The organism is Nocardiopsis rhodophaea (assembly GCF_039530945.1).
Lineage (GTDB): Bacteria > Actinomycetota > Actinomycetes > Streptosporangiales > Streptosporangiaceae > Nocardiopsis_C > Nocardiopsis_C rhodophaea.
On sequence record NZ_BAAAPC010000003.1, the window covers coordinates 68,802 to 80,931 of the forward strand.

The 12,130-nt window shown below is 70.0% G+C and carries 11 protein-coding genes; all 11 read right to left on the reverse strand.

Features of this window, described 5'->3' with window-relative positions; all coding sequences use genetic code 11:
• Window positions 1–63: 63 nt before the first annotated feature.
• The 11 genes from ABD259_RS03970 to ftsW all read right to left on the reverse strand — a co-directional run bounded on the left by ABD259_RS03970 (window position 64) and on the right by ftsW (window position 11,803).
• Window positions 64–1,482: a hypothetical protein gene (locus ABD259_RS03970; protein WP_344104299.1), complete on the reverse strand. Its 1,419-nt coding sequence runs from the start codon at window positions 1,480–1,482 to the stop codon at window positions 64–66.
• 65 nt (window positions 1,483–1,547) lie between these two features.
• A complete protein-coding gene (locus ABD259_RS03975; protein ID WP_344104302.1) occupies window positions 1,548–2,423 on the reverse strand; it encodes a DivIVA domain-containing protein in 876 nt (291 codons plus the stop codon).
• Window positions 2,424–2,553: 130 nt separating this feature from the next.
• Window positions 2,554–2,847, reverse strand: a complete 294-nt coding sequence (locus ABD259_RS03980; RefSeq protein ID WP_344104304.1) for a YggT family protein — start codon at window positions 2,845–2,847, stop codon at window positions 2,554–2,556.
• A 39-nt stretch (window positions 2,848–2,886) separates the two neighbouring features.
• Entirely contained in the window at window positions 2,887–3,414 is a 528-nt protein-coding gene (locus ABD259_RS03985) for a cell division protein SepF (RefSeq protein ID WP_344160220.1), read from the reverse strand.
• A 115-nt stretch (window positions 3,415–3,529) separates the two neighbouring features.
• Window positions 3,530–4,270 (reverse strand): YggS family pyridoxal phosphate-dependent enzyme, encoded by a 741-nt coding sequence (locus ABD259_RS03990; protein WP_344104308.1) that lies wholly within the window; start codon window positions 4,268–4,270, stop codon window positions 3,530–3,532.
• Window positions 4,267–4,995 carry a peptidoglycan editing factor PgeF gene (pgeF, locus tag ABD259_RS03995; protein WP_344104310.1) on the reverse strand — a complete coding sequence of 243 codons (729 nt, stop codon included), beginning with the start codon at window positions 4,993–4,995 and terminating at the stop codon, window positions 4,267–4,269. Before pgeF ends, ABD259_RS03990 begins: the two co-directional genes overlap by 4 nt.
• Window positions 4,996–5,131: 136 nt before the next feature.
• Complete coding sequence (ftsZ, locus tag ABD259_RS04000) at window positions 5,132–6,562, reverse strand: cell division protein FtsZ (RefSeq protein ID WP_344104312.1); 1,431 nt, start codon at window positions 6,560–6,562, stop codon at window positions 5,132–5,134.
• A 416-nt stretch (window positions 6,563–6,978) separates the two neighbouring features.
• Window positions 6,979–7,686 (reverse strand): cell division protein FtsQ/DivIB, encoded by a 708-nt coding sequence (locus ABD259_RS04005; RefSeq protein WP_344160222.1) that lies wholly within the window; start codon window positions 7,684–7,686, stop codon window positions 6,979–6,981.
• 138 nt (window positions 7,687–7,824) lie between these two features.
• Window positions 7,825–9,285 (reverse strand): UDP-N-acetylmuramate--L-alanine ligase, encoded by a 1,461-nt coding sequence (murC, locus tag ABD259_RS04010; protein WP_344160225.1) that lies wholly within the window; start codon window positions 9,283–9,285, stop codon window positions 7,825–7,827.
• Complete coding sequence (gene murG / locus ABD259_RS04015; RefSeq protein WP_344104319.1) at window positions 9,282–10,442, reverse strand: undecaprenyldiphospho-muramoylpentapeptide beta-N-acetylglucosaminyltransferase; 1,161 nt, start codon at window positions 10,440–10,442, stop codon at window positions 9,282–9,284. The genes murC and murG overlap by 4 nt, the downstream gene beginning before the upstream one ends.
• Complete coding sequence (gene ftsW, locus ABD259_RS04020) at window positions 10,439–11,803, reverse strand: putative lipid II flippase FtsW (protein WP_344104321.1); 1,365 nt, start codon at window positions 11,801–11,803, stop codon at window positions 10,439–10,441. The genes murG and ftsW overlap by 4 nt, the downstream gene beginning before the upstream one ends.
• Between the last annotated feature and the right edge of the window lie 327 nt (window positions 11,804–12,130).

The following is a 12,130-nucleotide window of genomic DNA, read 5'->3' on the forward strand; positions in this document are numbered from 1 at the left end:
GGACAGAACCGGGACCGTTCCCATGATCATCGCCAGAAAGGCCGCCCAGCAGACCCTTTCGGGCTAGCTGCCGTCGTCGCTGGTCGGACGCTTCAGCACGGCGGTGGCGTCCGGGGTGGTCTCCGCCTCTGCGCGGTCAGGCTCGTCGGACGTCTCCGCAAACGACTCGGGGGCAGCGGGCTCCGGGGGCTCGTCGGCGTGCTCCGCGTCCGTGGCGGAAGCGGCGTCGGCTGCGGTGCCCGTCATGACGGCCGCATCCGGTGCTGCCGCCTCGTCGTCCCCGGACTCATCGGTTTCGGCGGCCGGGTCCGCCGCGACGGTCTCCGCCGCGGGCTCGGAGGGTGGGGTCGCGGTGTCATCGACGGTGTCGTCGGACTGCTCCGGCGCGGGCGTGCTCTCGACTTCCGGCGGTCGCTGCTCGGAATCCGGGTCCGCGGCGTCGTCGGCGGCCTCGGGTTCGTCGCCGGTGTCGCTGTCCGGGGCGGTGGCCTTCTCGGCGTCGTCGGCGGCGTCCGGCGCTACCGCTTCGGCGTCGGGTTCCTCGGGGGCCGCCGACGCGGACTGCGCGGGCTCGGGCTCCCCGGGTTCCGGCTCAGCAGGCTCACGCTCTTCCGGGTCGCCCTGCTGCAGGCGCTGGACGAAGGCGCCGAAGGAGGTGCCCTCGCCGTCCTCGGCCTCATGGGTGTCGGGCTGGTCCGACGCCTCCTGCTCGGCGTGTTCGGCTTCCGATCCGGTCGCGGTGTCGGTCGCGGGGTCCGGCTCATCGGCCGACGTCTCTGTCTCCACCTCGGCCACGGCCGCGGGCGCGTCGTTCTCGGCGCTCTCGTCGGTGCTGTCGGTGGCCGTGGTCTCCGCGTGCTCGTCCTCAGTCGCGTCCTCGCGCACGGCGGGGGACTCCGCGGCCCGATCGGGTTCGGGGGTCTCGGTGTCGGCAGGCTCGGCTGCCTCGGGGCGCCGGGTGGTGGCGTCGGCGGGCATCACATAGCGGAAGGGCTCGGCCGGGGCCGGGGCGTCCGTCTCGTGCCCAATTGTGGCCGCGGGCTCCGGCTCCGCCGCAGCGGGCTCCGGAGACACGGTCGAGGGAGGGCTCGCGTCCGCGGCTTCCGGCCACAGACGCGTGCCCTCGGGCTCGGGGGCCCGCACCGGCTCCGAAGCCGGTGCGGGATCCGCTGGTGTGGTCATCGCCGGTGAGGCTGTGGCCGGTGCCGCCGCGACCGAGGGGTCAGTCGCAGCAGGGACGGACGCCTTCCCCAAACCGTCCGTCCGCGCAGCCTGTGCAGCACGGGTCACTCGCTCCCTGAGTTCGTTCCATCCGGGTAGGCCAAGGTACCTGCGGAGGCGGATCGTCTCGATCACCAGGAGAACAGCGCTGAGGCCGCCCATCCCGAGTGCGATGTAGACCAGTGTCGTCTCTGCGAGTGCCACGGCCACCGCGATGACGACCAGAGCCGCCACAAGGATGACGAGGCTAAGGATGAACACGGGAAGAGAGCGCCTTTACTCACGAATCGGCGTTGTGTTGTGTGGTGGGATCCAGGTCCCGCGCGTCAGCGACGCTCGTGCGGGGCCTCACCCGGGTGGAAACCTCCGTGCTGAGCCGGTTCGGGCTGCGCGAAGGGGTTACCCGCGGGGGCGCCGCTGCCGGGGGCGGCCGGCATGGCCGGGCTACCACCGGTGGGGGCCATCGTCTGGAAGCCGCCGGTGCTATTGGGGTTGGGCTCGTTGGCGCCCTCGGCGAGCTCGCGCAGCTGGCGTTCGAAGTAGTCCTTCAGGCGGCTGCGGTACTCGCGCTCGAAGTCCTTGAGCTCGCTGACCTTGTGCTCCAGCTCTTCACGCTGCTGCACGAGGGAGCCCATGACCTGGCGGTGGCGCTCCTGGGCGTCGCGGTCGAGGTTCTCGGAGCGGGCACGGGCCTCGTTGACGATCTGCTCGGCCTGGCGGCGGGCCTTACCGAGGATGTCGTCGGCCTCGTGGCGCGCGCGGCCAAGGGTCTCGTCGGCTTCGCGGCGGGCGTCGGAGATGGCCTGGTCGGCGGTCTGCTGAGCGAGAGCGAGGACCCGCGCGGCGGTGTCCATGTTCTCCTCGGCGCCCGGAAGGCCCATGCTGGCGGCCATGGCCGGCATGGCCTGCTCGACCTGGGGTGCCTGAGCGGGCGCGGGGGCCGGGGCGGGCTCCGGCTGCTGCGGCTCGGGGGGGAGCTGCTCCTGCGGCGCCTGCTGGAAGTCCTGCATCCCCGCGTTGGGCACCTTGCCCCGCAGGCACTCCGCGAGCTTTCCCCGGAGTTCTTCGTTCTCCTGGATCAACCGGTCGAGCTCGGACTCGACCTCGTCGAGGAAGGCGTCGACCTCTTCCTCGTCGTACCCCGGTCGTAGCCGGGTCGTACTGAATTGCTTATTGCGTACATCCGCGGGTGTCAGCGGCATGCTCGTCTCCTTGGCGCGCTTGGACTCTATCCGTAGGGACGCTACCTGATCGTGACCTTACGGCAATCCAGTTCATGACCAAGACCACATAGCGGAACCGGAGATTACCCATCCGGCATCCATGACCTTCCTAGATGAACTGGATCGAAGCCACGACCTGGATGAGGATCACCACGAAGAGGAAGAGGACAGTAAAGCTCAGGTCCAGCGCCACGCTCCCCAGACGCACGGGTCTGATGAACCGGCGCAGGAACCTCAGCGGTGGATCGGTGATCGTATACGTCGTCTCCGCCAGTACCAACACGAACCCGCTGGGCCGCCAGGACCTGGCGAACGACTGGACGAGTTCGAAGACGAGCCGACCAATCAACACCAGCATGAACAGGTTCAGGATGATGACGAGGACGGTCTGGACGATGCTCACGGTCGGACTCCGACCCACTCTCTGGACGTCTGCGGTGCTCTAGCTCTGATTGAAGAACCCTCGCTCAGCGATCCGTGCCTTGTCTTCAGCGGTCACCTCAACATTAGCCGGGGACAACAGGAACACCTTGTTGGTCACCCGCTCGATACTGCCATGCAGCCCGAAGATCAGCCCCGCCGCGAAGTCAACCAGCCGCTTCGCGTCACTGTCGACCATCTCGGTGAGGTTCATGATCACCGGTATGCCTTCTCGGAAATGCTCTCCGATAGTACGCGCTTCGTTGTACGTCCGCGGATGGAGTGTGGTGATTCGCGCCAAGTCCGCAGTTGACGGCACCACATGGGTCGCGGTGCGACGTTCTCCCGGCGACGCGGCGTAATCGTCCGCGTCCATCACGGAGTCGGCGCGAGGGTCGCCGTCGTGGGCGTCCAGCTCGCGGTCGCGACGGTCCTCGACTCCATCGTCGAAATCATCGAAGTCATCATATTCATCCGGATAGCGGTGATCGTAGCGGTCGTCCTCCACGAGGCCGAGGTAGACCGCCATCTTGCGCATCGCGCCGGCCATCTCTTGTCCTCCGTCGTCCCTGTGGTGCGGCACCGCAGATGACTTTTGCCTATTAGCCCAGGTCCGCCCTGGTGGGCGAACTCGACAGATGGGCGCCAAGGTCCATGTGGGGACATTACCCCACGATCGGGCCACGATCACCGAGCAACGCCGTGCCCACCCGCAGGTGTGTCGCACCGTGTTCGATGGCTGTCTCCAGATCGCCGCTCATTCCGGCGGAGATCACCCTGGCCTGAGGGTAACGATCCCGGATGTCGGAGGCGACCTGGTAGAGGCGCGCGAACGCCGAGCCGGGGTCGCCCTCGCGGGGCGCGACGGCCATGACTCCGCCCACCGCCAGTCCGTCCTCGGCGTCGATGGCCGCGGCGACCGACAGGGCGTCGCGCGGGTCGACCCCGCCGCGCGGCCCCAGCACGCCCACGCTCGAATCCGGGTCCAGGTTGATCTGGACCAGGCAGCTCAGCTGCCGGCCCTCGGCGCGGGCGCGCGTGCCGAGCGCTCGGGCGAGCCGTTCGCGGTCCACCGAGTGGACGACATCGGCGTAGCGCGCCACCGAACGCGCCTTGTTGGTCTGCAGCTGGCCGATGAAGTGCCAGGTGAGATCCAGATCATCGCAGTCGGCGGCCTTCGGCGCGGCCTCCTGGTCGCGGTTCTCCCCGACGTCGGTGACGCCGAGCCCAGCCAGGATCCGCACGTCGGAGGCCGGGTAGGTCTTGGTCACAGCGATGATGGTCACATCTTCGGGGTCTCGACCGGCTTTCTCGCAGGCGGTCGCCACCCGATCGCGCAGGGCCAGGAGGCGTGACCGGATCTGGTCGGTCCGGTCGCCGTCCGTGGTGTCCGGCTGTCCGCTCATCTCGCCTCCCTCCAGATGAACCCGCCGAACCGGCCGGTCGGAGCGTCGCGCCGGTGCGAGAAAAGCTCGGGGCTCTCCAGGGTGCAACGGTCGTCCACCGTGATGTGGCCGATCCCGGCCGCCCGCAGCTGCGCGGCGACCGCTGCGCGCAGGTCCACCCCGCTGGTCCCCTGACGGGTGCGGCTGGCTCCCTCCGGAGAGCGCCGCGCCACCTCCTCCTGCATCTCCGGCGGTACCTCGTAGCACTGTCCGCAGATGGACGGGCCCAACGCGACGGTGATGCGGGCGGGGTTCGCCCCCTGAGCGACCATTTCAGCCACCATCGCCGGGGCCACGCCGGCGGCGGTGCCCATCCGGCCGGAATGGGCGGCACCGATGACCCCGGCTTCGCCATCGGCGGCGAGGATGGGCAGGCAGTCGGCAGCGAGGGTCGCCAGCACCAGGCCGGGCCGCGTCGTCACGACGCCGTCGACCTTACCGACGTCGCCGGGGGCGTCCGCCACAGCGACCTCGGCGCTGTGCACCTGGTTCATCCAGACCACGCGGTCGGGGTCGAAGCCGAGCCGAGCGGCGGCGATGCGGCGGTTCTCGGCGACGGACTCGCGGTCGTCGGAGACCCCCATGCCGAGGTTGAGCGTGTCGAACGGCGCGGTGCTGACCCCTCCGTCGTATCTCTGGGTGAAACCGGCCGCTACGCCCGGTCCCATCTCGATCTTGGCGCTCATCTTCGGACTGTTCCTCACAGACAAGAGAAGGAGGGAGAACGTGCAAAAGGGTACCGGCGGCGAGATGCCTCGCCGCCGGTACCCGTACGTATCGTTACCTGTCGTGACCGCCGATTTCCGCGGTGGTCGCGGGCCGTTATTTGAGGAAGTCCGGGACATCCAGGTCGTCCGGGTCATCGAAGATGACCCGGCGCCGCGGCGTGGGAATCTCCTGGCCCCGCGAGTACGACCCCTCGGTACCGGTCCCCCGGACGTAGCCGCTGTCGTTGACCGCGCGGATGTTGCGGGCCCGCTGCTGCTGCTCGTTCCGGTCGACGTCGTCGTCCTCCGGCTCGGCGGACTCGGCCGCGGGCGCGGGAGCGGGCGGCTCCTCGGCGCGGACGGGTTCCGGCTCGGGCTCGGGCTCCGGTTCGGGCTCCGGTTCCGGGGTCGCGACGGGGGCGGCGGCCTCGCGGCGGGGCCGCTCCTCGCGGACGGGCTCGGGCTCCGGTTCGGGCTCCGGACGCGGCTCGGCCGCCGCCGGCGGCACCTGGGCTCTCGGCGGTGCGGGGTCGGCGGGCGGATCGGAGCGCGGAGTGGCCGCCGTGGCGCTGGCCCGCGGCGGGCTGAGGGCCTCGCTGCGCGGTTCGTCGAATCCGGCCGCTATGACGGTGACGCGGACCTCGTCACCCAGCGCGTCGTCGATGACCGCACCGAAGATGATGTTGGCCTCGGGCGCCGCGGAGTTGGCGACGAGCTGCGCGGCCTCGTTGATCTCGAAGAGGCCGAGATCGGATCCGCCCTGGATGGAGAGCAGCACGCCGTGCGCACCGTCGATGCTGGCCTCCAGCAGCGGGGAGGATATCGCCATCTCGGCGGCGGCCACGGCGCGGTCGTCGCCCCGGGCCGAGCCGATACCCATGAGGGCCGATCCCGCGCCGGACATCACCGACTTCACGTCGGCGAAGTCGAGGTTGATCAGGCCGGGCGTGGTGATGAGGTCGGTGATGCCCTGGACACCGGAGAGGAGCACCTGGTCCGCGGCCTTGAACGCGTCCAGCACACTGACCTGCCGGTCGGAGATGGACAGCAGCCGGTCGTTGGGGATCACGATGAGGGTGTCGACCTCTTCGCGCAGCATCGCTATCCCGGACTCGGCCTGGGTGGCGCGGCGCTTGCCCTCGAACCCGAAGGGGCGGGTGACGACGCCTATGGTGAGGGCCCCCAGCGAGCGGGCGATGTCGGCGACGACGGGCGCACCGCCGGTGCCGGTACCACCGCCTTCACCGGCGGTCACGAAGACCATGTCGGCCCCCTTGAGGACCTCCTCGATCTCCTCTCGGTGGTCCTCGGCCGCCTTGCGCCCCACATCGGGGTTGGCGCCCGCGCCCAGCCCGCGGGTGAGTTCGCGGCCGACGTCGAGTTTGACGTCGGCATCGCTCATGAGCAGCGCCTGAGCGTCGGTGTTGATGGCGATGAACTCGACGCCCTTGAGTCCCTCTTCGATCATCCGGTTGACGGCATTGACGCCGCCGCCGCCAATTCCGACGACTTTGATGACCGCGAGGTAATTCTGCGGTGCTGCCACGACGAGGGGCCTTTCCGCTCGCATCCGCCGACCACGCCGATCCCTCCGCTGCGGGGGTCATCCATGCACCCCGCCGGGTGGGGCCGGGCGGCCGGTCGTCCGGTTCTACAGTCTTTCTTCTGGGAGCCCGCGGACCGGTCGGCGACCGGTCGGGATCCCGTGGGGTCCGAGGCCGGTGAAACCGGTGGATCGGCTTCGTCCGAACCCCATTCGCCCTAACACTTCACGTCCATACTTATGTCAACCAAAGGTAGTGGTTCCCGACAGTAGGCCGCGGCCTTCCGAGGGGCAACTAACCACGAGTTCAGCCTAACGGCGTGTCGCATGATGAGGCGATGCGCGCGCCCGGCGCGTCGCGTCTGGAATGTCCGATCACGTGTTCTTCTCCGACCGGTTCCGGACGCGCGGACGGACCCTTATTTCACGACGGCCACATCGGGAGCGCTGACGTCGTAGCTGCGGTCGGCCTTGGAGGGGTGCTCGCGCAGCAGGACCGCGAGCACTTCGCCCTTCTCGCGGGTGCGCTTGTCGTCCCCCCACGTGACCGTCGCGCCGTCGTCAAGCTTGAGGACCAGGGCCTTCGGATCTTCCGCCGTGATCACGTCGACCTTCGCGAGGACGCCGTCCGGCAGCTGTTCGGTGATCGCGGCCGCCGCCGCGATTCCCGAATTGTCCTTGACCTCTCCTCTGATCCTGACCAGGGGAAACTCCGCTGGCCTGGAGTCGGTGTCGGCGATGCGCACGCCCTCGTGGTCGACCAGCCGAAAGCCGTCGCCCACCCTGAGGGCCAGGCGGGGGGTGCGCTCGGTGACGGCCACCCGGAGGGTGGACGGCCACCCGCGGGTCACCTCGACCGATTCCACCAGGCGCAACTTGGCGGCCCGGTCGGCGGCGGCCCCAGTGTCGACCCGCGCCAAGGGGGTGCCGGTGGGCACGTCCAGCGCCCGCACGACCGCCGTGGTGGAAACCCGGTCGACCCCGGTCACCTGGATGTCACGCACCACGAGCAGCCGCGAGCCGAGCAGGACCCAGGTCACCACGGCCAGCAGGGCGACGATGAGGAGGGTGACGAACGCGACCTTCCAGGGATCGGACGTTCTGGGTCGGCCCGGGCTCCCCGGCATCCCTGGACCACCTGGCCCCCCGGATACCGCGGGTCCCCCGGGGCTCCGGGGCTTCCCGGTCGTCCCCACCGCTTCCGGCCTACGACGCTCCACTGTCCACCGCTCCCCTCCCAGCCGTGGTGCTCCGGCGCGCCCGCGCTACTCCGCCGCGTCGACCGTATGCGCTCCGCCCGCCGTGTCCGCCAGCGCCGCGACGATCTCGGGCCCCAGATCGGTGACGTCGCCCGCCCCCATGGTCAGCACGATGTCGCCCGGTCGGGCGAGGGCCGCAGCCGTGGAGACGGCCTCGGTCCGGTCGGGACGGTAGTGCACCCGGTCGTGGCCGACGCGGCCGGCGATCAGTTGGGCGTCGACGCCGGGCTCGGGCTCCTCGCGCGCCGCGTAGATTTCCAGCACGACGACCTCGTCGGCCATGGTGAGGGCTTCGGCGAACTCCTGGGCGAAGATCCGCGTGCGGCTGTAGAGGTGCGGCTGGAAGACCGCGATGACGCGGCCGGGGCCCTCCGCCTCCCCGGCGTCGCGGGAGGCGAGCGCCGCGCGGGCCGCCTCCAGGTCGGCGGCGATCTCGGTGGGGTGGTGGGCGTAGCTGTCGTAGACGGCCGCGCCCCGTGCCTCGCCCTTGGGCTCGAACCGCCGGGCGGCGCCGGTGAAGGACGCGAGGCCCTCGACGGCGACCTCGGGGTCGTGGCCGAGCTCATCGGCGACGGCGACCGCGGCGGCCGCGTTGAGGACGTTGTGCCGTCCCGGCACGGAGATGACGCACTCCAGCGGTTCAGCATCGGCCGGGGTGAGGGTGAAGGCGGTGGAGAAGCCGCGCGCCGAGATCTCCGCGACGCGGTAGTCGGCCTCGGGGGCCTCACCGTAGGTGCGGACCCGCTTGCCGCGCTCGCGGGCGACCTCGGCGACCTTGCGCGCCCCGGGATCGTCGATGCCGATGACGAGGGTGGAGCCCACGCGGTCGACGAAAGCGGCGAAGTTGTCGTGGATCTCGTCCAGGCCCCCGTAGTTGTCGAGGTGGTCGGCCTCGACGTTGGTGACCACGGCGATCTCGGGCGACAGCATGAGGAACGAGCCGTCGCTCTCGTCGGCCTCGGCGACGATGATCTCGCCGGCCCCGGCGTCGGCGCCGAGGCCGGTGGTCACGAGCTTGCCGCCGATCACATAGCCGGGGTCGGTGCCCAGCTCCCGGAGGACGACGGTGAGTATCGAGCTCGTGGTGGTCTTGCCGTGCGTTCCGGAGACGGCCACGCCCCTGCGGTCGAGCAGCAGCGCACCCAGGGCCGCGGCGCGCGGCAGGACCCGCAGGCCGCGCTCGCGGGCCCGGAGCAGTTCGGGGTTATCATCGCGGACGGCGGAAGAGACGACGACGGTGTCGGCGTCGCCCAGCTGGTCGGCCGCGTGGCCGACGTGCACGCGGGCACCGAGCTCTTCGAGCTCGCGCAGCAGCGCGCTGTCCTTGGCGTCGCTACCCGACACCTCGACGCCGCGTTGCAGCAGAATGCGCGCGATGCCCGACATCCCGACGCCGCCCATGCCGAGGAAGTGGACGCGGCCCAGGTCGCCGACGGGGACCAGCTCGGTCGGGGAGACCAGGCTCATTGCGTGTCCTTTCCGTCGTCGACGTAGCCGTTGTCGTCCTCGAAGTCGTCGTCGATCGGCGTCTCGGGGGCAGCACCGCCCCGGGCGACGGCCATGACCTCGCGGGCCAGTGCTTCGTCGGCGTCGCGGCGGCCCATCTTGGCGGCGGCTTCCGACATCGAGACGATCCGGTCGGTGTCAGTCAGCAGCGGGATGAGGTTCTGCTGGATCCACTGCGGGGTGAGCTCGGCGTTGGGGACCATGAGTCCGCCCCCGGCCTCCACGATCGGCTCGGCGTTGAGCCGCTGCTCGCCGTTGCCGATCGGCAGGGGAACGAACGTGGCGGGCAGGCCCACGGCGGTGAGCTCGGCGCAGGTCAGGGCGCCGGACCGGCACATGGCCATGTCGGCGGCGGCGTAGGCCATGTCCATGCGGTCGACGTAGGGCACGGCGACGTAGGGGACGCCGTCGCGGGTGAGGTCCTTGGGCTCCTCGGCGTTCTTCGGCCCCACGACGTGCAGGACCTGGACGCCCGCGGCGCTGAAGGCCTCGGCGCAGTCGAACGCGGCCTGGTTGACGGCTTGGGCGCCCTGGGAACCGCCGAAGATGAGCAGCGTGGGCAGGTCGGGGCGGAGCCCGAAGAAGGCGCGCGCCTTGTCGCCCATGCTCAGGCGGTCGAGCCGGGAGATCTGCTCGCGCAGCGGGATACCGATGTAGCGCCCGTTGCGGATCTCGGTGTGCGGGTGGCCGGTGTAGACGTGCGGGGTCAGCCGCGCGCCGAGTCGGTTGGCGAGCCCGGGGAGCGGGTTGGCCTCGTGGATGACGATCGGGATCCGGCGGCGGCGGGCGGCCAGGTAGCCGGGGGTGGCGACGTAGCCGCCGAAGCCGACCAGTACCTCGGCCTGGATACGGTCGAGGTGCTCGCACGCGGCGCTGACCGCGCCGGCGAGCTTGCCCGGGACCGACAGCAGTTTGGGGGTGAGCTTGCGGGGCAGGGGCACGGCCGGGATTTCGCCCAGCTCGTAACCCCGCAGTGGCACAAGGCGGGTCTCCAGTCCCCGCTCGGTTCCCAGACACACGATCTGGGTGTTCGGGTCGATACGCCGCAGCGCATCGGCCAGGGAGAGCGCGGGCTCGATATGCCCGGCCGTTCCACCTCCGGCGAGGGCTACCCTCATCGTCGCCGATTCCTCCTCGCTTGAACCTGCGTCGGACGCGATCCGTTCTTTGCCTGCGCCGCACTCCCGGTTTTTCTCCCGGTCCCGGCATTGTCCAGGCCAAGCCAGCTTAGAACCCTTTGCGCCCGACTCGGACCGCGAGCGGCCAGGGCTCTGCGGGCCGCGGGCTCGTTCTTCGCGAGCGCGAGCAGCACCCCCAGCGCCAGCATGGTCGGGATCAACGACGATCCCCCGGCCGAGACCAGGGGAAGCGGGATGCCCGTGATGGGCATAAGACCGAGGACCGTTCCGATGTTGACCATCGCCTGGACCACGATCCATCCGGTCAGCGACGTGGCGGCCAACCGCGCGAAGGGGTCCCTGGCCCGCGAGGCGACACGCAGACCAGCGTAGCCCAGGACACCGAACAGTCCGACAACGATAAGCGTCCCGATCAGCCCGAGTTCCTCACCGATGATCGCGAAGATGAAGTCGCTCTCCGGGTGCGGCAGTACCCCCCACTTCTCCAAGCTGCCGCCGATGCCGCGGCCGAACACCCCGCCGCTCCCGAGCGCGTACAGCCCGTGCAGGAGTTGAAAACCGGTCCCCGTGGGGTCGTCCTCGGGATTGAGGAACGAGGTCAGACGTCCTTTACGGAACGGCTCGACGGCGATCATGATCGCGCCTAGCGCGGCCACCAGCCCGATCATGCCGCAGATCAGCCTCGTGGGCGCGCCCACCACCCACAGCAGCGAGAGGAAGATGGTGAGCAGCACAAAGGAGGTGCCCAGGTCGGTTCCGATGAGAACCAGGAGTACCAGGACGCCACACCCGGGGAGCAGCGGCATCAGCAGCTGGCGCCAATCGACCAGCTGCTTGAGCTCCTCCTTGCGCGCCAGGATGTTGGCGCCCCACAGCGCGAACGCGAGCTTGGCGGGCTCCGAGGCCTGGATCGTCACGCCTCCGATCTCCAGCCACCGCATCGCCCCGGCGCCATACTCCTCGCCCTTGAACATGGTGATGATCAGCAGCGCGACAGAGATGATCATCGCCGGGTAGCCGATCACCCGCAGCACCTTCACCGGCAGCTGGGACGCCACCACCAACAACGGCAGGCCGATCGCGGCGGCCACGACCTGCTTGCGGAACAGGGACAGCGCCGAACCGGTCTCGGTGTAGGAGTCGACCATCGACGACGACCACACCATGACCAGTCCGAGCATGATGAGCAGCGCGCTGCTGCCGAACAGCAGGTAGTAGGAGGTCAGCGGCCGATTCACCACCTGCGGAAACTCCCGCACCCGCGCCAGTACCCGACCGATGGTGCCGTTCCCCCGCTCCTCCGCCCCGCCGGCGGAGGAAGCCGATGTCGACACCGCCATACGTCACCTCCGCCTACGCCCCTCTATACCCGGCGTCGACCAAGTCTGATGGCTACACGCCCCAAGCCGTAGGACATTTCGCGCGTGTTGGGCGGTTTTCCAGTCCATCCCGCCGTGCTTCCCGCCACACCCGCCGGTGATCACCGCCATTGTCCCGGCTACCCCGACAGAATCGGGGCGCGCACCGTGATCACCGCCTGGTGCGGCAGAGTGCGGGCGCCTAGGGTCTGCTGGACGGCCTTGTCGGTGCTCTTCCTTTCCGGTGTTCTTGGGTGAAAAGCGGCACCGAGGGCGGAGGGGGCTGGGGGCGCCGGTCGCCCGGCGGGT